General features: G+C 60.3%; 17 protein-coding genes. 3 read left to right on the plus strand and 14 right to left on the minus strand.

Going from position 1 to position 23,402, the window contains the following annotated elements:
• Nucleotides 1-14 precede the first annotated feature (14 nt).
• The 3 genes from AC0JZ8_RS20315 to AC0JZ8_RS20325 all read right to left on the minus strand — a co-directional run bounded on the left by AC0JZ8_RS20315 (nucleotide 15) and on the right by AC0JZ8_RS20325 (nucleotide 4,542).
• Nucleotides 15-1,544: an ABC transporter substrate-binding protein gene (locus AC0JZ8_RS20315; RefSeq protein ID WP_471893301.1), complete on the minus strand. Its 1,530-nt coding sequence runs from the start codon at nucleotides 1,542-1,544 to the stop codon at nucleotides 15-17.
• A 62-nt stretch (nucleotides 1,545-1,606) separates the two neighbouring features.
• Nucleotides 1,607-3,088, minus strand: a complete 1,482-nt coding sequence (locus AC0JZ8_RS20320; protein WP_471893302.1) for a M81 family metallopeptidase — start codon at nucleotides 3,086-3,088, stop codon at nucleotides 1,607-1,609.
• Nucleotides 3,089-3,453: 365 nt separating this feature from the next.
• Nucleotides 3,454-4,542 carry a D-TA family PLP-dependent enzyme gene (locus tag AC0JZ8_RS20325; RefSeq protein ID WP_471893404.1) on the minus strand — a complete coding sequence of 363 codons (1,089 nt, stop codon included), beginning with the start codon at nucleotides 4,540-4,542 and terminating at the stop codon, nucleotides 3,454-3,456.
• A gap of 134 nt (nucleotides 4,543-4,676) precedes the next feature.
• Between AC0JZ8_RS20325 and AC0JZ8_RS20330 the strand changes: the two genes are divergently transcribed.
• The gene (locus tag AC0JZ8_RS20330) at nucleotides 4,677-5,540 is read left to right on the plus strand and encodes a MurR/RpiR family transcriptional regulator (protein ID WP_471893405.1); all 864 of its coding nucleotides are present in this window, start codon (nucleotides 4,677-4,679) and stop codon (nucleotides 5,538-5,540) included.
• A gap of 18 nt (nucleotides 5,541-5,558) precedes the next feature.
• Here AC0JZ8_RS20330 and AC0JZ8_RS20335 read toward each other — a convergent pair whose 3' ends face one another.
• The 7 genes from AC0JZ8_RS20335 to mscL all read right to left on the minus strand — a co-directional run bounded on the left by AC0JZ8_RS20335 (nucleotide 5,559) and on the right by mscL (nucleotide 12,208).
• Nucleotides 5,559-5,954: a RidA family protein gene (locus AC0JZ8_RS20335; RefSeq protein ID WP_430258197.1), complete on the minus strand. Its 396-nt coding sequence runs from the start codon at nucleotides 5,952-5,954 to the stop codon at nucleotides 5,559-5,561.
• Nucleotides 5,955-6,071: 117 nt separating this feature from the next.
• On the minus strand, nucleotides 6,072-7,832 hold the full coding sequence (locus tag AC0JZ8_RS20340) for a putative bifunctional diguanylate cyclase/phosphodiesterase (protein WP_162237961.1): 1,761 nt from the start codon (nucleotides 7,830-7,832) through the stop codon (nucleotides 6,072-6,074).
• A 171-nt stretch (nucleotides 7,833-8,003) separates the two neighbouring features.
• Complete coding sequence (locus tag AC0JZ8_RS20345) at nucleotides 8,004-8,207, minus strand: KTSC domain-containing protein (RefSeq protein ID WP_062579001.1); 204 nt, start codon at nucleotides 8,205-8,207, stop codon at nucleotides 8,004-8,006.
• A gap of 170 nt (nucleotides 8,208-8,377) precedes the next feature.
• Entirely contained in the window at nucleotides 8,378-9,145 is a 768-nt protein-coding gene (locus tag AC0JZ8_RS20350; RefSeq protein ID WP_113109457.1) for a polysaccharide deacetylase family protein, read from the minus strand.
• A 120-nt stretch (nucleotides 9,146-9,265) separates the two neighbouring features.
• Nucleotides 9,266-10,300 (minus strand): UDP-glucose 4-epimerase GalE, encoded by a 1,035-nt coding sequence (gene galE, locus AC0JZ8_RS20355; RefSeq protein WP_471893303.1) that lies wholly within the window; start codon nucleotides 10,298-10,300, stop codon nucleotides 9,266-9,268.
• 164 nt (nucleotides 10,301-10,464) lie between these two features.
• On the minus strand, nucleotides 10,465-11,640 hold the full coding sequence (locus tag AC0JZ8_RS20360) for a pyridoxal phosphate-dependent aminotransferase (RefSeq protein ID WP_430241050.1): 1,176 nt from the start codon (nucleotides 11,638-11,640) through the stop codon (nucleotides 10,465-10,467).
• A gap of 124 nt (nucleotides 11,641-11,764) precedes the next feature.
• Nucleotides 11,765-12,208 carry a large conductance mechanosensitive channel protein MscL gene (gene mscL, locus AC0JZ8_RS20365; RefSeq protein ID WP_062578996.1) on the minus strand — a complete coding sequence of 148 codons (444 nt, stop codon included), beginning with the start codon at nucleotides 12,206-12,208 and terminating at the stop codon, nucleotides 11,765-11,767.
• A 187-nt stretch (nucleotides 12,209-12,395) separates the two neighbouring features.
• Between mscL and AC0JZ8_RS20370 the strand changes: the two genes are divergently transcribed.
• Both AC0JZ8_RS20370 and AC0JZ8_RS20375 read left to right on the plus strand, forming a co-directional pair.
• Nucleotides 12,396-15,917, plus strand: coding sequence for a PAS domain-containing hybrid sensor histidine kinase/response regulator (locus AC0JZ8_RS20370; RefSeq protein WP_471893304.1), 3,522 nt, complete (start codon nucleotides 12,396-12,398; stop codon nucleotides 15,915-15,917).
• A gap of 206 nt (nucleotides 15,918-16,123) precedes the next feature.
• Entirely contained in the window at nucleotides 16,124-17,368 is a 1,245-nt protein-coding gene (locus tag AC0JZ8_RS20375; protein ID WP_092663621.1) for an OpgC family protein, read from the plus strand.
• A gap of 72 nt (nucleotides 17,369-17,440) precedes the next feature.
• Here AC0JZ8_RS20375 and AC0JZ8_RS20380 read toward each other — a convergent pair whose 3' ends face one another.
• The 4 genes from AC0JZ8_RS20380 to AC0JZ8_RS20395 all read right to left on the minus strand — a co-directional run bounded on the left by AC0JZ8_RS20380 (nucleotide 17,441) and on the right by AC0JZ8_RS20395 (nucleotide 23,255).
• Nucleotides 17,441-19,654, minus strand: a complete 2,214-nt coding sequence (locus tag AC0JZ8_RS20380; RefSeq protein WP_471893305.1) for a 3-hydroxyacyl-CoA dehydrogenase NAD-binding domain-containing protein — start codon at nucleotides 19,652-19,654, stop codon at nucleotides 17,441-17,443.
• A gap of 15 nt (nucleotides 19,655-19,669) precedes the next feature.
• Nucleotides 19,670-20,053, minus strand: coding sequence for a cupin domain-containing protein (locus AC0JZ8_RS20385; protein WP_062453884.1), 384 nt, complete (start codon nucleotides 20,051-20,053; stop codon nucleotides 19,670-19,672).
• A gap of 2 nt (nucleotides 20,054-20,055) precedes the next feature.
• Complete coding sequence (locus AC0JZ8_RS20390; RefSeq protein WP_062453885.1) at nucleotides 20,056-21,264, minus strand: acetyl-CoA C-acetyltransferase; 1,209 nt, start codon at nucleotides 21,262-21,264, stop codon at nucleotides 20,056-20,058.
• Nucleotides 21,265-21,461: 197 nt separating this feature from the next.
• Nucleotides 21,462-23,255 (minus strand): acyl-CoA dehydrogenase C-terminal domain-containing protein, encoded by a 1,794-nt coding sequence (locus tag AC0JZ8_RS20395; protein ID WP_471893306.1) that lies wholly within the window; start codon nucleotides 23,253-23,255, stop codon nucleotides 21,462-21,464.
• Nucleotides 23,256-23,402 lie beyond the last annotated feature (147 nt).

The raw sequence follows: 23,402 nt of genomic DNA on the forward strand, positions 1-23,402 counted from the left end.
CTTAGTTATCCAGCTTACTTCTTCGGGCTCACGTTCCAGAAATGCGGCCAGTAGGTCGGCTCATAACCGGAAACGCCGTTGGCCAGACCCGAAACACCATTGAAGTTGCCGACCTTGTAGAGCGGCGCATCGTCGTAAATGACCGTCTGGATGGCGTCCCATGCGGTCTTCTTGGCATCGTCGGTCGTGGCGTCCATGTAGGTCGCAACGGCCTTGGTCTTCTGGTCGGAGACGTACCAGCCCGGATAGGTGTCGGTGATCGTGTTGATCGTCGTCGGATCGCCCGGGAAGTTGGAGTGGGTGATGAAGATGTCCCACTGCTTGGCATCGGCACGACGGGTCGTGAGCGTTGCCCAGTCGACCACCTGCAGATCGACCTTGAAGCCTGCGGCTTCCAGATAGGCCTTGGCGACTTCGCCGACCTTGTAGTGGAATTCATACTGGCGGCTGGTCATCAGACGCAGGGGCTGGCCATCGTAACCGCCATCCTTGAGCAGCTTTGCCGCCGCTTCCGGATCGCCTTCGCCGTAACGGGCAACACCTTCTTCGGTGTGCCAGAACGAGCCTTCCGGGAAGATCGAGGCATCGACGCTGAAGAAGCGGTCATCGGAGAAGGCAGCGAGCATCATGTCCGATGCATTGAGCGCTGCCTGAACGGCCTGACGGAGTTCCTTCTTAACCAGAAGGCCTTCCTTCATGTTCATGTTCATCGACGCCCAGCCGGCATTCTTGAAGATGACAGGCTTGGCATTGCTGCTCTTTTCGACGCGCTCATAGGCGCTGACCGGCAGCGAGTCGGCGAAATCGAACTGGCCGGAAATCAGGCCTTCAACGCGGGTATTGGCGTCCGGAACTGGCACGAAGCGGATTTCCTTGGCGATCGCCTCGCGTTTGCCGGCATAGTTGCTCGGCGTGCCCTCGGGCGACTTGTAGCCGTCGAAGCGGACGAGCTGGGTGTACTGGTCGGACTTGCGTTCTTTCAGGGAATAAGGACCCGTGCCGACGAATTCGGTCAGCGTATCGGCGATCTTTTCGGATGGCAGGATGACAGACGCCTGCGACAGGGTTGCGAGCAGCGGCGCATAACGCGACTTCAGCTTGATGACGACGGCATGGTCGCCATCTTCCGCGATGCTTTCGACGACGCCGGCAACCTGCTTGCCCTTGGAATTGATCGTCATCCAGCGCTTCAGCGACGCCGTGACGTCCTTGGAATCGAAGTCGCTGCCGTCGTGGAACTTGACGCCTTCGCGCAGCGGGATCTTGTAGGTGAGGCCATCTTCCGAAAGCGTCGGCATGGCGGCGGCCAGAAGCGGCACGGACTTCCACTCGGCGTCATAGGTGTAGAGCGTTTCGAAAATGTGCTGGTCGATGGTCAGCACGATATCGGTCGGCGTCTGCATCACGTCGAGCGACGGCGGCTCGCCGATCGTCGCAACCGTCAGCACGCCGTCGCCGGCCTGGGCATTCGCCTGTGTCAGCGCCAGGCTGCTGGTGCCGGCCAAAGCCGCCAGCGTCATGAGAACAAGTGCACTCTTTTTCATTATCATCCCCTTGTTGTCTTCAGTGATCAAATCCCGGCCGGCTTTCCTGTCCGGTCGAAAATTCAGGCATCCAGTCCCAGCGGATCGGCGACGCGTGGCCATATTTCGAGGCTCGCTTTGCGATAGGGCGTCGTTGCGGGATTGGTCGGGTAACAGGTCGGCGCGGCGATATAGACGATCTCAGACGAGACCGGCTGGAAGCCCGCGTGAAAATGGTTCGTCGACTTGACGAGCAGATAGGATTTGGCCGCAAAATCGATGCCCTGATTGGCAAAGATATCGGGCTGGTAGGTCTGAGTGCGGCTGGTGATCAGCACGATATCGATATGGCTGCCGACCGGGCGCACGACGGCGGTGCTGCCGAGCGTGACGCGGCTGTTGCGAAAGCTCTGCCAGCCCGCATCGAAGACGCTTTGCACCGTGACGCGCAGATCGAGCGGTTCACCGCCTTCCGGGCCGGATTTACCGCCGATCCGCAGGCTGAGTTCGGCGCCCTCTCCCGCCGCCTGGCAGAAGGTGACGGCAATCGGATCCCAGATCGTCGCAACGGCGAAATCGTCCATGCCGCGCTCCATCATCCGGCGCAGGATGAATGTCGCATCACCTGCCACGCCGCCGCCGGGATTGTCCCAGACGTCCGCGATCGTTACCGGCAATCCGGGATGCGAGGCGCGGATCAACACGGCCTTGTCGAGGCCCGCTTCGGTATCGAGCATGGGCATCGCAGTCTGCCTGCGCAGGCTGTAGAGCTCGCGTCCCAGGGAGGCTGCCAGCGCATCGCCCTTGGCCTTGTCGTTGTCCGTCACGACGACGATGCGGGTGCCCATGTCGGGCAGGTCGCCGGCCATGAAGCCGTGAATGACCGAGGCAGATAGAATGCCGTCCTTGCCTTCCATCGCCTGCATGCGATCGACGAAGGAGCGCATCGGCTCGCGGCTGGTCGGGAAGATCGTGATCATCCGGCAGTCGAATGTGGAGATGACCGGCTTGATCTTGCCCTTCAAGGCCTGCAGCGCCAGCTCGACCACGTGTTCACCGCGCTGTTCGAAATCCGTATGGGGGAATTCGAGGAAGGCAGCCATGATATCGAGATTGGCGACGCGCAGGGGCGTCAGGTGACTGTGCGGATCGAATTCGGCGGCAACCAGAACATCCGGGCCGACGATCTGCCGGACACGGGCCAGAAAATCACCTTCGGGATCGTCATAGCCCTGCGCTGCCATTGCACCGTGGAGACCGAGCACGACGCCATCGACGGGAAGTGCTGCCGTCAGTTCGGCGAGGATCAGGTCGCGCAGCGCCTCATAGGTCTGGCGCTGGATCAGGCCGGCGGGCTCTGCCCAGCAGGACGTGCCCTCGATCACGGTAAAACCTTCCGCCCTGCCGCGGCGGCGCAGGATCGGCACGACGGACGAGCACAGCGTCGGCGTATCCGGATGCTCTCCGGGCCCGGCGAAGAACGCCGCCTTGAAGGCGTTCATATCCGTCGGAACGGGAGAAAATGTGTTGGTCTCGGTCGCCAGCGAGGCGGTGAAGATGCGCATATGTCTTATCCGGATAGGTCCAACGGCATCAGGCTCCCGTCATGGTCACCGAGCGCCAGCACCCCTATTGCATGAATTTTGTCGATCGCCGGAGCAGGCATGCCACGCTCCGGAAAACCTCAGTCCCGTTTCTCGTTCAGTTCGCCCATTCACCATTTTGGTGTAATTTATTTTCTTCATAATGCGTCAAACCCGGCTGAAGTCAACGAATTTCCAGAACTCGCACCGATTTGTGTAATTTATTTTCTATAAGTCTAGATTCGGGGAAATTTTCACCTCCAAGGCATTTCGCGCTGCGAACATGAAAAATGGCGCCCGAAACAGGCGCCCTATTTTCATTCAGCCAGCAACAATCGATCCGTCAGCTACCAGACGGTGCCGCGGGCATCGACGTTTTCGACCCTCGTCACGATGCCGTCCCGGTGAAACACCATGCGGTCGAACAGATTGGTAACGACGCAGGTGTGGTTCGGCACGACCTTTACGATCTGGCCGATCTCCGCAAACGGCACTGCACAGCCCGACAGATCGACCACCGCATGCTCTTCCGAGAGCGACACGATACGCGCGCCCTCGAAGCCGACGAGGGAGCCGTGATCCGAAAAGCCGAGCAGGTCGGAGGTCAGTGCCTTCGAGCCGCAATCGAGCACGGCCCGGTCGGGCGCCGGCTTCGAGACGACAGTTGCCAGGATATGCATGGCCAGATCGTCGGGCGTGCAGTGACCGGCGCGCACCATGCTGCGGTCGTTATAGACATAGGTTCCCGCCCGATGTTCGGTGGCGGAGGGCACCAGATGTGCCGAAAAGAGATCCGGCGAACCGCCGCTGGACCGCACCGGGCATTCGATGCCCTTTTCCGACAGAAGCGACATGGTGGTCGCCATGAACTCCTCGACGGCCTCTGCGCCACCGATGGCCGGGTAGGTCATGATGCCACCGAAGCGCAGGCCGGGCGCCGCCGCAATCTTCTCAGCAAGAGCCACCGCCTGTTCCGGCGTCTGCACGCCGCAGCGTTTTGCGCCCGTATCGCATTCGATCAGGACGGTCAGCGGGCGATCGGCATCGAACATTGCAGACAGGCCCGACACGGTCGTTTCACTATCTGCGACGACGGCAAGCTTTGACACGCGCGCATTCAGCGCCTTCAGCCGCGCAAGTTTCACCGGTCCGAGGATATTGTAGGTGATCAGGATGTCGTCGAAACCGGCATCGGCGAACACTTCAGCCTCGGTGACCTTCTGGCAGTTGAGGCCGACGGCGCCGGCTTCGATCTGCTGGCGGGCGACGGCTGCGATCTTGTGGGTCTTGATATGCGGTCGGAACGCCTTGCCCTGCGCATCGCAGTAAGCCTGCACCCGCGCAATATTGGCGGCAAGCCGATCCTCGTCGATCACAGGCATCGGCGTTGCGATCTGATCGAGCGGCGTGCCGGGTTCAGGCCAGGGATAGTTCATGATGTAAACCTCTGTGGGCATGGCTGGTTTCGTTGATGCTTGCCCGCTTTGTGCTATCAGGGCAAGAACTGGTGAAATTCATTTTCACGATCGTGACGTGCTTCGTTTGTGCGACCAGTTTCGAGGAAGACCTGATGGACCTGTTTCACGCGCTTTCCGATGAAGACGGCAGGCTCTCGAGCCTGGAGACGAAACTGGCGCAGTTTGCGCTCGCCAATGTCGATTTCGTGGTCAATTCCTCGATCAGCGATCTGGCCGAGCGTGCCGGGGTTTCGCCGCCGACCGTGACCAGGTTCTGCCGTCGGCTGGGTTGCCAGGGCTATTCCGACTTCAAGGTTCAGCTGGCCAAGATGGCATATGTGGGCCTGCGCTACCTGAAGCCGGAAGCACCGACCGCGACGGTGGAAGAGGTTGCCCAGGACATCATCTCGAAGGCCCAGAACGCGCTTTTCGATTTGCATCGACAGCTCGACCTTGGCGCGATCGAAAAGGCGGCGCAGATGCTGCGCGGTGCCGACTTCATCCAGGCATTCGGTGCCAGCGGCAATTCCGCGATGGTCGTCAACGAGCTGCACAATCGCCTCTTTCGTCTGGGCTGCCGCATCAATGCATCGAACGACCACAACATGAACCTGATGATCTCGGCGGCGGCGCAGCCGGGCACGGTCGTGTTCGGATCGTCCTATACCGGCCGCGACATGGGTCTCGTGCAATGCCTCAAGCTTTTGCGCCAGCACGGCATTCCCACCATCGTGATGACGCAGCGGGGCTCGCCTGTCGCCGATGCTGCCGACCTGACGATCGCCATCGACATGCAGGAGGGCAAGAACATCTTCCGTCCCACCTCGACCCGCTTTGCCTATCTTGCCGCGATCGACATCCTTGCCAACATGGTCGCCTATGCCGACCGCAACATTGCGCTCAAGGCGCTGCGCAGCATCAAGGAAGAACTGGTGCGCAACCGTGACGGCGACGACCGCCAGCTTCTCGGAGACTAACGGTCAGCATATCGACAATCAGTCGATCGGCTTGTAGGCGATCACGTCCATCTCGACCTTGGCATCGACCATCAGCGGCGACTGTACCGTCGAGCGGGCCGGCGGATGATCGATGAAATGCTTCTGGAACACCGCATTGAAGCTGGAGAAGTCACGGGCATCGTCGAGCCAGACATTGACCTTCACGACATCGGCCAGCGTGCAGCCCGCAAGCGCAAGCACGTCCTTGATGTTCGCAACGACCTGTTCGGTCTGGGCCACGATGCCACCGGTCACCACTTCGCCATCCACCGTCGGCACCTGGCCGGACACATAGACGAAATCGCCGGCGCGGACCGCCTTGGCAAATGGACGTCGCTGGCCGCCCGCCTGGGCATCCGCAGCAGCGAGACGTTCGATCTTCTTCTGGCTCACGAGGCTCTCCGTAATTTATTTTCACCGATCACGGGTCTAGCACTGCCGAGATGCGGATTTCCAGCACCTCGGGGGAATACGAGAAAATTATTTACGGTAGTTAAAACTGCTCGGATATCAGCGACGCCTTGCCGAAGACGCGCGCGAACCGGTCGGCGCCGTCGTATGGCGCTTCTCCAAGCGCTTCTCGACGACATGTGCCGGCTCCGGCCGGCCAAAGGCAAAACCTTGCAACAGGTCAACGCCAAGACTTGCCAACACGTCCGCATGGCCGAGCGTTTCGACGCCCTCGGCGACGACTTCCATGTCCAGCGTCCGGGCGATATCGACCAGTGCGGCGACCAGGCGCTGCTGGGGCAGGCCATCCAGCATGGGCAGGATGAGCTGCCGATCGATCTTGACGCGGTCCGGGCGAAGCTTGATCAACCCGAGCAGTGAGGCATGGCCCGAACCGAGATCGTCGATCTCGATTTCAATCCCAAGCGACCGGATGGCATCGATATTGGCTCTGATCTCCGGTGTGAGCTCATCGAGGAAGATCGTCTCGACCAGTTCGAAACTCACCTGGCCTGCCGGGATATCGAGACGCTTGAGCTTTTCCTCCAAATCAGGATCGGAGAGGCGGGAGGCCGACATGTTGACGGACACGCGCGGCAGAGCAAATCCCTCGGCTTGCCATCGCCTCAAGTCGGCAAGGACAAGGCGCAGCATGATTTCGTCGATTTCGTCGATCAACCCGTTCGTCACCGCAGTCGGCAAAAATGCGCCGGGTGGTTTCAGCTCTTCTCCATGTTTCCACCGCACCAGCGCTTCGAGGCCCTTGATCGCGCGGGTCCGGGCATCGACCTGTACCTGGTAGAACGGCACGAAATTGCCGTTGGTGATGGCGCTGCGCAGCTCGTAGAGGATGTGTTTTTCGGCGATCGATGCGGCTGCCATGGCGGGCGAGAACCATTCGGCGCGGTTGCGTCCGTTTCTCTTGGCCTCATAGAGCGCGAGATCGGAACAGGCGAGCAGTCCGGTGACATCCGACGCCGAGGTTTGCGCCACGCCCATCGAACAGGTGACAACGACATTCTTGCCGTTGAGAAGAACGGGTGACTGTAGCTCGGCGCGGATTTCGGCGACGATCTTCTCCATCGCGTTGAGGCCGCGGTCCATCGAAACGATGGCGAATTCGTCACCCCCCAGCCGCGCCACGATATCTCCCGGGCGGCTTGCCTGCTTCAGGATCGACGCGACATGGGCGATGACCACATCTCCACAGGCGTGGCCATATCGGTCGTTGATTTCCTTAAAGTTATCGACGTCGAGATGGCACAGCGACACGAAGTCCAGCTCACCCCGTTTTGCAAGGCTGGCACATATCGCGTCGAAGCTGCGGCGGTTGAGAAGTCCGGTCAGGTGGTCGTGGTCAGCAGCATAGCGAGCTTCGGCGCGGCTCTGGTCTGCGGCTTCCCGCTCTTCCGCCAGTTGATGGCTTCGCATCACATCGTCGGTGACATCCCATTCCGCGCCGACGAAGCATGGCTCGCCATTCCCGTCGATGAAGAACTTTGCGCGTGAGCGAAGGTGGCGAATGGAGCCATCCTGGCGGATGATCCTGAACTGTGACGCATAGTCTTCGCGGTTTTCGATTGCCTTTTCGAAGTGCGCATTGGCGGCATCTCGGTCGTCTGGGTGGACGCATTCGAGCCACACCACATCCGTCGGTCCCTTCGGGACACCGTAGAGCTCCTGTAGCTGCTCATCCCAGCGGGTCTGGTTCTTGCGCAGATTGTGCTGCCAGATGCCGATGCCGGAAGCCTCCAAAGCAACATTCAACTGGCGCAGGAGGTCGTCCAGTTCGTTGTTCGTCCAGATGCGTTTGTTTTCCATGGCTTGCTCTGCCGACATCAGTGGCGACGACAATAACAGCCATTACTTAGCGAATACTAAAACAATGTGCACGTGTTATTATGAGGGAGCTCTACCCTTTAAACACCGGCGATCCGCGTCAGCGAGATAGCTCAGGCCGTTCGCGACCGCCGCGCGACGCCGTTTCGGCGATCAACCGAACATCGGGAACTTGGACCGTATGTTTTCGATGTAATACTGTCCTGGCGACCGGGACCCTGCCAATTGCTGGAACACCTGCACGGGCACCGTCTCGAATTCGCGAATTTGCCCGTTTTTCATGAACAGCCGGAGACGCTCTGCACCTTCATCATAAGCAGCAGCATCGAAGAGAGATGAGTTTAGCTCTGCTTGCATAATCGCACTCCTTGAACGGAGACAATAATGCAGTGCAGCATAAAAATTGCAAGAAAATTTAAGCTTAATTAAGTAATCGAGATGCTCACGCTCTCTTCGTTGCTTTCACATGAAATTCGGAGGAACTAGCAATTTCCGAGCCCTACTTTTGAGGCTGATCCCGATCCACCTCAAAACAATCCAGGCAGCTTGGCGGTCGTCTCATGGTCGCCTGAGGCCTCGAAATCAGAGAGGCGAACGAATTCTGCGCCTCTGTTTTTCAGATCAACCAGTGCACGAGCGACCCCCTCGCCGGCGGCATGAGTCGGCTGGTTGATGTGTGAAATCACCACATCGCCATCCTTGGCAGCAGCAATCCGTTTTTCGGCAGCCGCGGCGCCGAGGAGCGAGCCATCATCGCCGTTCAGCGAATAGCCGGCGATCTTGAAACCCATGGCCCGGATCTCCCGGATGGCCGAGAGATCATATTTTGCCGTCGCGCCGCGGAACCAGTGCGGTCTAGGAAGACCGGCTGCAAGCATGGCGTCGGCTCCTCTCCCCACCTCGCGGCCGACAGCTTCAGGCGAGCCTGCGGCCGGTATGCCATAGATCGCGATCGGAATATCGACTGCGGGAATGTGATTCTCGCCGTGATTTTCCAGCTCGAAGAGATCGCTGTTTTCACGCAGAACAGCGACGGTTTCCGGATTGTGCTTCAGCCAACGTGACGTGACGAAGATCGTTGCGGGAATTCTTTCACGAACCAGCGTCGTCAGAATACGCTCGTCGGCCTTGCCCATGCAGGCATCGAAGGTAAGGGCAACACGGATGTGTTTCGCATTTCCCGCAGGCGCCACCGTCAGACGCGGCTCGACCAGTTTCTGAACCGCCAGAGTGTCTGCCTTCGCCAAAGGCGCAAGACAGCAAAGGAGGATAGCGGCGGTGGACAAGAGGCGCATGGTCGGTTTCCGCAGGATCGGGTTGTTCCAGGATCCCGCTTTTAATCCCCTGCACGCCATTCGACCATGCGCATTCTCACGTATCAGCAATGCGGCCGCATCACTGCATCTTGCTTGCGCTCAGAAGCTCGCCGACGCGAGCCGGGTGCGGATCGCGCGGATGCTTTCCGGACGGCGATCGCCCAGTTCCCGTTCCCAGCGGATTGCGGTTTCGACGATCAGGTCGAGATCGTCGTGGCGCGGGGTCCATTCAAGAAGGCGCCGGGCGAGCGTCGCATTGGCGACGACGCTTGCTGCATCGCCCGGGCGACGCGGGCCGTAGTTGATGTCGAACCCGCGGGCTCCGGCTTTCTTGACCGCTTCGAGCACTTCCAGCACCGAATAGCCGCGCCCATAACCGCAATTGGCGATCAGAGGTTCGCCGCCACGACGCAGATAGCTCAGTGCCTTCAAGTGCGCTTCGACCAGATCGGTCACATGTATGTAGTCGCGCACACCGGTACCATCAGCTGTCGGATAATCGGTGCCATAGACATCGACGCCGCGGCGCTTGCCGAGAGCCGCCTCGCAGGCAATCTTGATGAGATGCGTCGCACCTTCCGTGGAAAGACCGGTGCGCCCAAGCGGATCACCACCGGCGACGTTGAAGTAGCGCAGCGCGACGAAGCGGAAATCATGGGCTGCAGCCGCATCGCGCAGCATCAGTTCGGACATCAGCTTGGATTGACCGTAGGGGTTTTTCGGCAGCGTCGGCGCGCTTTCCAGAACCGGCGTGTCATCCTTCTGATCGCCGTAGACGGCGGCGGTGGAAGAGAAAACAAAATGCTTTATGCCCGCTTCGACGGCGGCTGCCGCCAGGAAGCGGGTCTTGCCGGTATTGTTTTCGTAATAATCCAGCGGATGCGCGACCGATTGCGGCACGACGATCGAGCCTGCGAAATGCAGGATGGCGTCGATGTCATTTTCAGCAAAGATCTGCTTCAGGATGATGGAATCGCCGACATCACCCAGATAGAAGCGCGCCTCGTCCGGAACCGCCCAGCGGAACCCTGTCGACAGACGGTCGAGCACGACGACATCTTCGCCGGCGTCAAGCAGCGCCCAGACCATGTGACTTCCGATATACCCTGCACCACCCGTGACCAGAACAGCCATTTTCTCGCCCCTGCTTTTTCTTTCGCAGAGAGAAACACGGCCGTTCTTCAGCAAACCTTACCACCGGGCGGGGCCGCCGGGTTTAACGCGGAACACGGAAAACACGGCGTTCAGGCGATCGATAAAATTTTACAGACCGCCCTCTTTGCGGTGATGGAGCGGGGTTAGAGGCGCTTGATATAGTCCGCCAACCGACCGGCGGCTTCTTCGACATGGGCCGAATTGCGCAGAAAACAGGCCCGCAGAAACAGTTCGCCACCCTCTCCGAAGGCAGAACCGGGCGCCAGCGCCACGCCGATCTTGTCGACGATGTCCATCGCCGTCAGGCGGCTGTCGGTTACGCCATCCACCTTCAGGAAGGCGTAGATCGCGCCATCCGGTTTCAGCGTCTGCACGCGGTTGGTGGCGATCAGCGCATCGCAGAGAATATCGCGGCCGGCGACGGCGCGGGCCACGTTTTCGTTGACGAAGCCATCGCCTTCGTTCAGCGCCACGACCGCGCCGCGCTGCATGAACTGGGCAACGCCCGAATTGGAATACTGGATGAGGTTTTCGATCACCTGTCCCATTTCCGGCGGGGCCACCAGCCAGCCCATGCGCCAGCCGGTCATCGACCAATTCTTGGAGAAGGAATTTGCGAAGATGATCCGATCGCCCTCTTCCATGATGTCGAGGAAGGACGGAGCCCTTGCCGCACCACCGTAGTAGTAACGGGCATAGATCTCGTCGGCGATGATCCAGATCCCATGTTTGCGGGCGAGCGTCAGAATGTCTCGGAGATCATCAAGCGTTGCCGTCCAGCCGGTCGGGTTGGCGGGCGTATTGATAAAAAGGCCACGTGTCTTTGGTGTGATCGCAGCGTCCAGCGTGTCGAGATCGAGAGACCAGCCGCCGCCGGTAAAGGCAAGCGGCAGGCCGATGGCGGAAGCGCCGGAAATCTCGATCGCGGAGATGATGTTCGGCCAGGTCGGAGAGAGGTAGATCAGTTCATCGCCCGGCGAGGCGATCGCCTGCACGGCCATCATGATCGCGTGCATGCCGGAGCCGGTGACATAGAAATGCTCTGACGACAGCGTCTTTAGAAAATGCCGCGTGTAATAGTCTGACAGTGCCTGGCGCAGTTCGGGAATTCCGCGCTGCCAGGTATAGAAGGTCTCACCGCCCAGAAGCGCGCTCGATGCCGCCTGATTGATGAAATCCGGGCTCGGCAGGTCGCCCTCGCCTGCCCATAGCGGGATCAGGTCGCGGCGGCCACCGGCGCGGGCGTGATTGATGATCTCGACAATACCGCTTTCGGGAGTGGAGACGGCGCGCGGGCTGAGACTTGCAATGATCGACATGGTTCCTGAACATTTCCCTATGCTTTAATTCTGTTTAGCGCAGAGAACTCGGAAAATCCCATGACAATCCGTGGATCGGCGATCGTTTTTCTTGATGGATCGCCGATCTGTTGACGCGGTTGGGTTACCGGATCGGGTTACCCGTCTTCAGAAGGTCGCGGATTTCCGAAAGCAACTGGATATCGGCCGGCGGCGGGGCCGGTGTGGCATCCGCAGGCTTCTTTTCTTCCATGGCGCGGAGCTTGTTCACGCCCTTGACCATGAGGAAGATGATGAAGGCGAGGATGAGAAAGTTGATCGCGACCGTGATGAAGCTGCCATAGGCGAAGACGGCGCCCTGCTTGCGGGCTTCTTCCAGCGAGGGCGCTGTGACCGCACTCGACAGCGCCACGAAGTAGTTGGAAAAGTCGAAGCCACCGCCTGTCACGGCACCTACGACCGGCATGACGAGATCGTTGACCAGTGATGTGACGATGCCGGTAAAGGCGCCGCCGATGATGATGCCGACGGCGAGATCGACGACATTGCCCTTGGCGATAAAGGAACGGAATTCGGAAACAACGGACATAGCATTACCCCTGCTGCTCGGGTTGTTGATCCGCCCCAACATAGTGCATCACCACTTGCTGAAAAGGTGAAAAAGACAGAGACTTAAAGATGACCAGGCATTGGACTTTTTGCCAATGCCGCGGCGATTTGCAAACCCTTGCTTTTGACCTAATCTCATCCGCGTCGCGGCATTGCGGGGAGGAGACATGCTTTCGGGCTGGGTGATCATCGTCGCCGCTTTCGCCTATATCCTGCTGCTGTTTGCGGTCGCAAGTTATGGCGACCGGAGAAGCCGCGTCGTGGGCGTGCCGAAGATCGGCCGGCCCGTGGTCTATGCGCTCAGCCTGGCGATCTACTGCACCTCGTGGACCTATTTCGGTGGCGTGGGTCTGGCTTCCCGTCGCGGGATTGAATTCCTCGGCATCTATATCGGCCCGATCCTGATGCTGACGTTGGGCATGCCGCTGATCCGACGCATCGTCGAACTCGCGAAAGCCGAGAAACTGACCTCCGTCGCCGACTTCGTCGCTGCCCGCTATGGCAAGAATTCGACTGTCGCGATGATTGTCGCGATCATCGCGCTGGTGGCCTCCGTGCCTTATATCGCGTTGCAACTCAAAGCCGTGTCGAGTTCGGTCGCCGTGATGGTCAATCCTTCCGACTACGGGATTGGCAGCGGCAACCTGCATTTCATCGATCTGGCCTTGATCGTGACACTGCTGATGGCCGGTTTCGCCGTCATGTTTGGCACCCGCCATACGGATGCGACGGAGCATCAGGACGGTCTGATCCTGGCAGTGGCGATGGAATCCGTCGTCAAGGTCTTCGCCTTTGCAACCGTTGGGCTGACGGTGCTGTTCGTGCTGTTCGACGGTCCTGCAGACCTGATGGCCAAGGCTGCCGACAACCTCTTGATCACCTCGGCACTGTCCTACGAAACTCCCCTCAGCCGCTGGCTGATTTTGATACTTCTCTCGGCCTTCGCCATCCTGCTTCTGCCTCGGCAGTTCCATGTGACGGTCGTGGAAAACCGCACGGATCGGGAACGCAAGGTCGCTTCGTTTCTGCTGCCGATCTATCTCGTCGCGATCAACCTTTTCGTGCTGCCGGTGGCGATTGCCGGACTGGTCACGTTCGGTGGAACCGGCAATGCCGACCTCTACATTCTCACGCTTCCGCTCCACGGCAATCTGCCGGTCGTGACGCTGATCACCTTCATCGGCGGCTTTTCCGCCGCCACCGCGATGGTGATCGTCGAATCCGTCGCATTGTCGATCATGGTGTCGAACGACATCATCATTCCTGTCTTCCTGCGCCGCAAGCTGATGGCGGCACGCTCGGCGCATGGGGGTCGTGCCGATTTCACCCGTGCACTTCTCAATATCCGACGGCTCGCGATCTTCGCCGTGCTGCTTCTCGGCTATGGCTATTACCGGATGGCGGACACCCAATCGGGTCTTGCCTCGATCGGCCTTCTGGCGTTTGCGGCGATCGCGCAGGTGGCGCCCGCGCTGTTCGGCGGGCTGATCTGGCGGAGGGCGAATGCCCGAGGCGCAATCCTTGGCATGTGCCTCGGGTTTGCGGCCTGGGCCTATCTACTGTTCGTGCCGAGCCTCGGCGGACCGGACAATTCCCACATCGCCGCGGCCGTGCTGAATTTCCTGATCCCCGGCACCGGCATATTTTCGGGTCCCGAAACCGATCCGCTCGTCAACGCGACGATCTTCAGTCTGGCGCTCAACATGCTGGCCTTCGTGCTCGGCTCTCTCTCACGCAATCCGCGACCGGTGGAGCGTTTGCAGGCCGGGATTTTCGTCAAGCGGCATCTGCGCTCGGAGTTTGCGACCCGCGGCTGGAAGACCCGTGTCAGCGTGGGAGACCTCAAGGCGACGATTGCGCGCTATCTCGGCGAGGAGCGCATGCAGCGTTCGTTTTCCCACTATGAGCGCACCGCGGGACGCCGGTTCGAGGACGACCAGCCGGCCGATATGGCGCTGGTGCATTTCTCCGAACAGCTGCTGGGAAGCGCGATCGGTTCTTCCTCGGCACGGCTCGTCTTGTCGCTGATCCTGCAGAAGGCCGAGGATGCCAGTGCCGACACCGCCTTCCTGCTCGATCAGGCGAGCGAGGCGCTGCAATATAATCAGGACATGCTGCAGACGGCGCTTTCGCAGATGGACCAGGGAATTGCCGTGTTCGACAGTGCCGACCGGCTGACGATCTGGAACCGACGTTTTCGCCATCTTCTCGACCTTCCCGACCAGGTCGGACAGGTCGGATTTCCGCTCTCAGAAATCGTGGCGATGCTTTCGGACCGGGGTGACATTCCTGCAGACGAACAGGCGGATGTGGTCAACCGGTTCAAGACGCTGGATGCGTCGTTCTCGCTTGTCGTTGCAAGCGGCGAGCGGATCATCGAAGTGCGCACCAACCCGATGCCGGATAGCGGCATCGTTGCAACCTTCACCGACATTTCCGACCGTGTTGCGGCGGCAAAGGCGCTGAAACAGGCGAATGAAACGCTCGAACAGCGGGTGACACAGCGCACCTCAGAGCTGACCCGCGTCAACCATGCGCTGGGCCAGGCGCGTGCCGAGGCCGAGGAAGCCAATATCGGCAAGACACGTTTCTTTGCCGCTGCCGGCCACGATATCCTGCAACCGCTCAATGCCGCGCGGCTGTACTCATCCGCACTGGTCGAGCGCATGACGCCTGCCGACCGCAACGGTCCGCTGGTGCGCAACATCGATTCCGCTCTCGAATCGGTCGAGGCGATCCTTGGGGCGGTACTGGATATTTCGCGGCTCGACACCGGCGCAATGAAGCCGCAGTTTGAAACCATCGTCCTCGACGATCTGTTGCGCCGCATCGCGACCGACTATGAGCCGATGGCGCGCGAGAAGAACCTGACTTTCGTGGTGATGCCGACCTCACTCAGGGTTCGCTCCGACGCCAATCTCCTGCGCCGGCTGGTGCAGAACCTGGTGTCCAATGCAATCAAGTACACAATTAGCGGCAAGGTTCTGGTCGGCGCGCGGCGGCATGGCGGGCGAGTATCGATCGAAGTGCACGACTCCGGCATCGGCATTCCGGCAGCCCAGTTCGAGACCGTGTTCAAGGAATTCGCAAGGCTCGACGAAGGGGCGAAAACCGCAACCGGTCTCGGCCTTGGTCTTTCCATCGTCGACCGTATTTCGCGCGTGCTCGACCACCCCGTGCAGCTTGCATCGCGGCCCGGTCGCGGAACCATCTTCAGGGTGGATCTGCCGCTCGACGCATCGGTCGCGCGACCGGCGAAAGCCTCCGAGCGGCCTGAACGGCGAAAACGCTCGCAGCCGCTGACCGGGCTGAGGGTTCTGTGCATCGACAACGAGCCGAAGATTCTGGAGGGGATGGCGCTGTTGATTACGGGTTGGGGTTGCACGGTCAGGGAAGCGCAGTCCATCACGGCGCTGGACGAAATCATCCGTTCGGGTGAGCCGGCGCCGGATATCATTATCGCCGATTATCATCTCGATGACGGCGACGGGATCGCGGCGATCCAGTCGCTGCGTGCCGCTTACGAGGCCGATGTTCCGGCCCTGCTCATCACCGCCGATCGGTCCGCGGATGTGCGCAACGAGGCTGAGAAACACGGCATTTCACTGCAGCACAAGCCGGTGCGACCGGCGGCGCTGCGCGCTTACCTCACCCAGATCGCCGGTCTGCGGCGTCTCGCGGCGGAATGACGCAAACTGCTTGAAAAGCTGTTCATCGAATAGTCATCACAGACTGTTTACGGTTGAAATGTCTGAACGTCAGATACAAAGCGAGTGTCGCTCGGAACTCTCCGGCGCGTCGCGACGTTTAGGCGCGTGACTTCCCGGCCCGAAGAGGCCTTACGGACCGAAAGGCACGAGGCCATCGGAACCGGTAGAGACGGAGACCGCGACCGATGAAACGATTCGAGATCATTGACGGGATGCGGGGATATTTCCTTGTATTTATGGTTCTCAACCACCTGATATTTGCCGGTGGCTACTTCCTGGTCAAAATCAACCACAACCAGCTTGCTTTTGTCGAGGATGCGCAGGGCTTCGTGTTCCTGTCCGGTCTGATGATCGGCATGGTCTACGCCCGCAAGATGATGAAAGGCGGATATGCCGCCGGTCGCACTGCGATCTACAGCCGTGCCTTCGAGCTCTATCGCTATGCCATGGGCATCGTGATCGCCGTGCTGGTGGCGCAGATGCTGCTGCCGGGGGCCTATTCGGTCTGGTTCAACTGGCTGGGTTATACCAATTTCGACGATCCGCTGCGTCTCGCTGCGATCGCCACCTTCCTCTACCAGCCGACCTTCATGGACATCCTGCCGCAGTATATCGTCTACATGCTGTTTGCACCGATGCTGATCAAGCTGGTGCTTGATGACAAGTGGCACTACGTGGTCGCCGCCTCGATCATGATGTGGATGGCCGGACAGCTGGGTCTGCATCAGATCGCAACGATCCCGATCAACGAGCTGATCATGGGTTCGGATGATCAGGGCATCCGCGTCTCGTTCAACCTGTTCGGGTGGCAGATCGTGTTCTTCTCGGGCCTCGTGCTCGGTGCTCTGACCTCGTCCGGCAAGATCAACTGGGGCAAGATCCTGTCGCCAGACAACACGTTCATCCCCAAGGTGGCGCTAGTGCTGGTGATGTTCTTCCTGCCGCTGCGCCTGATTACCGCCAACGAGCTGATGCCGGCCTACATGATCGGCAAGTTCGCCTCGATGGAAATCCGTGCCGATTTCGGTCCGGTCTACCTCCTGAACTTCGCTGCCATGGGTCTTCTGGTTACCTGGCTGCTGGTTGCCGGTCCGCAGCACAAGGCAAACTGGGTGCGTAACATCGCGTCTGCCGTGACCTGGGTGTTCACCCTGCGGTACCTGCGCCTGCTCGGCCGCCACTCGCTCTACGTCTATGTATGGCACGTCGCGATCGTCTACTTCGTCTACTATTTCGACGGTCGTACGCCGGAACTCGGCGAGTGGACGAAGACTGCCATTGCACTGACCGCCGTCGGCCTTCTCTCGATCCCTGCCCTGTGGCGCGAGCGTGACAAGCTGCTCGGCACGGCGGAGCCGGCACCTGCGAAGACCCTGAAGTCGCCGAAGCCGGCGGCCCAGAGCGTTCCGCAGCAGATGGTCATCCGGTAAAGACGACTATCGTTCGCATACAAAAAAGGGCGGCTCCAAGCCGCCCTTTTTCATGGTCGCTTGATGGCGACGTCAGGCCGCCTGGCCGATTTTCGCATAGGGGTCGAACCGACCGTAGAAGGTCTCTCCGTTCGCCGCCATGTCCTTGAGCAGCTGCGTCGGCTTGAAATGGCTGCCATATTGCGCGGCCAGCTTTTCGGCGAGTTCGACGAAGGTCTTCACGCCCATGCCGTCGATGTAGGACAGCGTGCCACCCGTATAGGGGGCAAAGCCGAAGCCGAGGATGGAGCCGACATCGGCTTCGCGCGGATCGGTGACGATGCCTTCCTCGACGGTGCGGGCGGCTTCCAGTGCGATCGTCACGAGGAAGCGCTGCTTCAGCACGGAGACGTCGACGTCTCCAGCTGGCTTCTGTGGATAGAACTCCTTCAGGCCGGGCCAGAGCGATTTCTTCGCGGGCTTGGCGGGGTAGTCGTAGAAGCCCTTGCCGTTCTTGCGGCCGCGGCGATCGAGCACATCGACCATGTTGTCGATCAGCGCCATGTGTTCCGGCTTGACCGAGTTGGGGCCGAGATCGGCGATCGAGGCCTTCATGATCTTCTGGCTGAGATCGACGGCCACTTCATCGTTAAGAGACAGCGGGCCGACCGGCATGCCGGCCATCTTGGCGGCATTCTCGATCATGGCTGCCGGCACGCCTTCGGCCAGCATGTCATAGGCTTCGTTGATATAGCGGAAGACGCAGCGGTTGACGAAGAAGCCTCTCGTGTCGTTGACGACGATGGGCGTCTTCTTGATCTTGCCGATGAAATCCAGCGCCACGGCAAGCGCCCTGTCGCCGGTCTTTTCGCCCAGGATGACTTCGGTCAGCATCATCTTTTCGACCGGCGAGAAGAAATGCACGCCGACGAACTGGTCCGGACGCTTGGAGTTTTCCGCGAGGCCCGAGATCGGAAGGGTGGAGGTGTTCGACGCGAAGATCGTGGTTTCCGGAATAACCGCTTCGACCGCCTCGATCACGGCCTTCTTGACGTTGCGGTCTTCGAACACCGCCTCGATGACGAGATCGGCATCTGCAAGTGTTGAATAGTCCGGCGTGGCGGTGACGAGCGAGAGGAGCTTTTCGCCCTCCTCCTTCGTCAGGCGACCCTTGGCGACGCTGTCGGATACCAGCTTTTCGGAGACGGCCTTGCCCTTGTCGGCTGCTTCCTGGCTCTGGTCGATCAGCACGACGGGAATGCCGGCGGCAGCGGTCACATAAGCGATCGAGGCACCCATGAAGCCCGCGCCGACCACGCCGACCTTCTTGAACTCGCTTTTTGGAACGCCTGCCGGACGACGGGCGCCCTTGCCCAGTTCCTGCATCGAGATGAACAGCGAACGGATCATCGAGAAGGCTTCGGTGGTGCCGAGGATCTGCGTGAAATAGCGCTGCTCAACCTTGAGCGCCGTATCGAAGGGCAGCTGAAGCCCCTCATAGACGCATTTGAGGATGGCGAGCGCGCCCGGATAATTGCCTGCCGTCTCACGGCGCAGGATCGCGGGAGCCGCCGGGAAGAGCTGGGCAGCCTGTGGCGTCCAGACACCGCCACCGGGTGCCTTGAAGCCCTTTTCGTCCCAGGGAGCGACGGGCTTCAAGCCATCCTTGATCATCTGCTTTGCAGCGGTCACGAGCTGATCGGGTTCGACGATCTGATGCACGAGACCCATCGCCTTGGCGCGTTGCGGCGTCAGCGTCTGACCGGTCGTCATCATCTGCAGGGCGGACTGGGCATCTGTGAGGCGCGAGACGCGCTGCGTTCCCCCGGCGCCCGGAAAGATGCCGACCTTGACTTCAGGCAGCGCAAGCTTGACCGACTTGGAATTGGCGACGACGCGACCGTGGCAGGCCAGCGACAGCTCGAGAGCGCCGCCCATGCAGGTGCCGTTGATGGCCGATACCCAGGGCTTGCCATTGGTTTCGATGGCGCGGAACAGCCAGGTCATTTGCCCTGCAACCTCGAACAGCTTCTGCTTGGCGGTGGCAGGGTCCTGTGCGGTCGCTTCCTGCAGCATGGAGAACATGCCGCGGATCATGGTGAGGTCGGCACCGCCGGAAAACGAGGATTTGCCGCTGGTAAAGACAACGCCCTTGATGGCGGCATCCGCGACGGTTGCCTTCAGGATCGCGTCGAGTTCTTCCAACACTTCGGCGGTAAAGACATTCATCGACTTGCCCGGCATATCCCAGGTGACGACAGCAATCCCGTCCGCGTCGGTTTCGATGGTGAAGTTGGTGTAGGTCATTGGGTTCCTCCCCTATCAGGCCGACAAATGGCTGCGCTGGGTTTCCAACGTCCTGGTCTTTTCGACCACGACATCGCCGGTATGCTTCGTCTCGGACGGTTCGAACAAGAGTATCCAGCACTCATCGGCCGCGACCGGATTGTGCTCGACGCCCTTCGGAACGACATGGAAGTCGCCTGCCTTCATATGGACATGCGGCCGGTCCCGATATTCGATCGTGAGTTCGCCCTTCCAGATGAGGAACAGTTCGTCCTCGTCGCGATGCGAATGCCAGGTCAGATGATCCTTGACCTTGGCGACCTTCACGCTCTGTCCGTTGAGATCGGCAATGACGCGTGGAGACCAGTGGTCGTCAACATGCGCAAACTCATCTTCGATTGTACCCGTATTGAAGCTCACGATCAGACCCTCTCTATGACGGTCGCGGTGCCCATGCCGGCGCCGATGCAGAGCGTGACCAATGCGGTGTTGAGATCGCGGCGTTCCAGTTCGTCGAGGACGGTGCCGAGGATCATCGCGCCGGTGGCACCGAGCGGGTGACCCATGGCAATCGCGCCGCCATTGACGTTGATGATGTCGTGGGAAATGTCGAACGCCTGCATGTAGCGCAGCACGACGGCGGCAAAGGCCTCGTTGAGTTCGAACAGGTCGATATCGGCAATCGTCATGCCGGTGCGGGCCAGCAGCTTTTCGGTGACGTCGACTGGGCCGGTCAGCATCAGCGCCGGGTCGGAGCCGATGTTTGCGAACGCGCGGATACGGGCGCGCGGCTTGATGCCCATGCTTTCGCCGCCGGCCTTGGAGCCGATCAGGACGGCTGCAGCGCCATCGACGATGCCAGACGAATTGCCGGCGTGGTGGACGTAATTGATCTTTTCGATTTCCGGATGTGCCTGGATGCCGACAGCTTCGAAACCGCCCATTTCGCCGGGCATCTGGAACGAGGCATTGAGCGAGGCCAGCGCCTGCATGTCGGTTGTGGGCCGCATATGCTCGTCGCGGTCGAGAATGGTCAGGCCGTTCTGATCCTTGACCGGGATCACCGAGTTCTTGAAGTAGCCGGCATCCCAGGCTTTTCCGGCGCGCTTCTGGCTTTCGACGGCATAGGCATCGACGTCATCGCGGGAGAACCCGTATTTCGTCGCGATCAGATCGGCCGAGACGCCCTGCGGCATGAAGTAGGACGGGAAGTTGACCGAAGGGTCCATGTACCAGGCGCCACCGGACATGCCCATGCCGACGCGCGACATCGATTCGACACCGCCGGCAATGACGATGTCGTCGGATCCGGCTGCGATCTTACCGGCGCCGAAATTGACGGCATCAAGGCCCGATGCGCAGAAACGGGAGATCTGCATGCCGGGTGCCCGGGTCGAATATCCCGCTTCGAAGGCTGCGGCCTTGGGGATGACGGCGCCGCTATCCATGACCGGATCGACGCAACCCATGATGATGTCGTCGACGGTTTCCGTATCGAGCCCGTTGCGATCACGGATGGCTTCGAGGGTCTTTGCCGCGAGACGGACAGCCGGCACTTCGTGCAGTGAGCCGTCCTTCTTGCCGCGACCGCGCGGCGTGCGCACGTGATCGTAAATGAAGACTTCGGTCATGGTGTCATCTCCCTTAGTGGCAAATTACATTGCCTTTGTTTCACTGCGGGAGAGAAGACCCCTCCCAAACCCTCCCCGCAAGAGGGAGGGTTTATCCCGCCCCGCCGCCGATGTTCAATCGGGGCGAGCAGTCGCCACACATTTTCTCCCCCTTTGAGGGGGAGATGGCCGGCAGGCCAGAGGGGGTAGCCAACGCCTCAGAACGCCTCGGCGGCCAGTTCCATCATGGTGTCTGCGCCGGCCTCGATGCGCACCTTGCGCAGCGCGGTTTCCGGCATGATACGCTCCATATAGAACTTCGCCGTGACGAGCTTTGCTTTCAGGTACTCTTCGCGCGGGTCCCCGGCGGCCAATGCGGTTTGAGCTGCCTTCGCCATCTTCGCCCACATGTAACCGAGCGTGACGAGGCCGAACAGGTGCATGTAGTCGGTCGAGCCGGCACCGGCATTGTCGGGCTTGGCCATGGCGTTCTGCATGAACCACATGGTCGAGGCCTGCAGGTCGTTCAGACCCTTCTTGAGGCCCTTGGTGTAGAGAACCATCGCCTCGTCGCCGCGGTTTTCCTCGCAGAAATCACCGATTTCCTTGAACATGGCCATAACGGCGCGGCCGCCGTTAAGCGCCAGCTTGCGGCCAACCAGATCGAGCGCCTGAATGCCGTTGGCGCCTTCGTAGATCATCGCGATGCGGGCATCGCGGACATACTGGCTCATGCCCCACTCTTCGATATAGCCGTGGCCGCCGAAGACCTGCTGGGCCATGACCGCGTGATCGAAGCCCTTGTCGGTCAGCACGCCCTTGAGGATCGGCGTTGCAAGCCCGAGGAGATCGTCCGCGTTCTGGCGTTCCGCTTCGTCCTGCGAGCGGTGGGCGATATCGGATTTCAGCGCCGTCCACAAAACAAAGGCGCGGCCGGCCTCGTTGAAGGCCTTGATGGTCATCAGCGAGCGGCGGATATCCGGATGGACGATGATCGGGTCAGCCTTCTTGTCCGGCGCTTTAGCGCCCGAGAGCGAACGGCCCTGGATGCGTTCGTTGGCATAGGCGACGGCGTTCTGGTAGGCGGTCTCGGCGATCGACAGGCCCTGCAGGCCGACACCGAGGCGGGCTTCGTTCATCATCACGAACATGGCCGAGAGACCCTTGTTCTCAGCGCCGATCAGATAGCCCGTGGCATCGTCGTAGTTCATCACGCAGGTCGAATTGCCGTGGATGCCCATCTTCTCTTCGAGCGCACCGCAGCTGACGCCGTTGCGGGCTCCGAGCGAACCGTCTTCGCCCACCATGAACTTCGGCACGATGAACAGCGAGATGCCCTTGGTGCCTTCAGGCGCGCCCTCGATCCGCGCGAGAACCAGATGCACGATATTGTCGGTCATCGAGTGTTCACCGGCGGAGATGAAGATCTTCTGACCGGAGATTTTGTAGGAGCCATCATCCTGCGGCACCGCCTTGGTGCGCAGCAGACCGAGATCGGTGCCGCAATGGGGTTCGGTGAGGTTCATGGTGCCGGACCAAGTACCGCCGACCATGTTGGGCAGATAGGTGGCCTTCTGCTCGTCCGTGCCGTGGACGAGGATGGCGGCGATCGCCCCTTGCGTCAGGCCGGGATACATCATCAACGACATGTTGGCCGACGACATGTATTCGCCGACGGCGGCATGCAGTGTGTAGGGCAGGCCCTGGCCGCCGAACTCTTCCGGTACGGCCAGGCCGATCCAGCCGCCCTGGACATACTGGTCATAGGCCTGCTTGAAGCCGTTGGGCACCAAAACAGTGCCGTCGTCGTTGCGGGTGCAGCCTTCCCGGTCGCCGGAAAGGTTGATCGGGAACAGGGCCTCTTCGGCCACTTTCGCCGCCTCGCCGATGATCGCCTCGATCATGTCGGGCGTCGCATCGGCAAAACCCTGCAGGTTGCCGTAACGCTCCAAGCCGAGCACATCATTCAGAACGAAAAGTGTATCGTTTACCGGTGCCTTATAGACGGGCATCGTTATCCATCCTCCAGATTAGCCTGACGCTTCCTCCCGGGCATTGCAGCCCGTCGTCTCCTGCACTTACTTAATTGACGTTCGCGTAAACGTCAAACAGTTGGAGGCTCATATCGCGAGCCGATTTTGACCCGGCGTTAGCATCAC

Source organism: Velazquezella soli, from assembly GCF_977018685.1.

Bases quoted from the DNA above. Each gene is read 5' to 3' on its own strand.
- AC0JZ8_RS20345 (WP_062579001.1), bottom strand. From the start codon at position 8,207: ATGCAAGCAGAGCTAAACTCATCTCTCTTCGATGCTGCTGCTTATGAT.
- AC0JZ8_RS20325 (WP_471893404.1), bottom strand. From the start codon at position 4,542: ATGAACTATCCCTGGCCTGAACCCGGCACGCCGCTCGATCAGATCGCA.
- AC0JZ8_RS20395 (WP_471893306.1), bottom strand. From the start codon at position 23,255: ATGCCCGTCTATAAGGCACCGGTAAACGATACACTTTTCGTTCTGAAT.
- AC0JZ8_RS20375 (WP_092663621.1), top strand. From the start codon at position 16,124: ATGAAACGATTCGAGATCATTGACGGGATGCGGGGATATTTCCTTGTA.
- AC0JZ8_RS20315 (WP_471893301.1), bottom strand. From the start codon at position 1,544: ATGAAAAAGAGTGCACTTGTTCTCATGACGCTGGCGGCTTTGGCCGGC.
- AC0JZ8_RS20370 (WP_471893304.1), top strand. From the start codon at position 12,396: ATGCTTTCGGGCTGGGTGATCATCGTCGCCGCTTTCGCCTATATCCTG.
- AC0JZ8_RS20340 (WP_162237961.1), bottom strand. From the start codon at position 7,832: ATGGAAAACAAACGCATCTGGACGAACAACGAACTGGACGACCTCCTG.
- AC0JZ8_RS20330 (WP_471893405.1), top strand. From the start codon at position 4,677: ATGGACCTGTTTCACGCGCTTTCCGATGAAGACGGCAGGCTCTCGAGC.
- mscL (WP_062578996.1), bottom strand. From the start codon at position 12,208: ATGTCCGTTGTTTCCGAATTCCGTTCCTTTATCGCCAAGGGCAATGTC.
- AC0JZ8_RS20390 (WP_062453885.1), bottom strand. From the start codon at position 21,264: ATGACCGAAGTCTTCATTTACGATCACGTGCGCACGCCGCGCGGTCGC.
- AC0JZ8_RS20320 (WP_471893302.1), bottom strand. From the start codon at position 3,088: ATGCGCATCTTCACCGCCTCGCTGGCGACCGAGACCAACACATTTTCT.
- galE (WP_471893303.1), bottom strand. From the start codon at position 10,300: ATGGCTGTTCTGGTCACGGGTGGTGCAGGGTATATCGGAAGTCACATG.
- AC0JZ8_RS20350 (WP_113109457.1), bottom strand. From the start codon at position 9,145: ATGCGCCTCTTGTCCACCGCCGCTATCCTCCTTTGCTGTCTTGCGCCT.
- AC0JZ8_RS20380 (WP_471893305.1), bottom strand. From the start codon at position 19,654: ATGACCTACACCAACTTCACCATCGAAACCGACGCGGACGGGATTGCT.
- AC0JZ8_RS20360 (WP_430241050.1), bottom strand. From the start codon at position 11,640: ATGTCGATCATTGCAAGTCTCAGCCCGCGCGCCGTCTCCACTCCCGAA.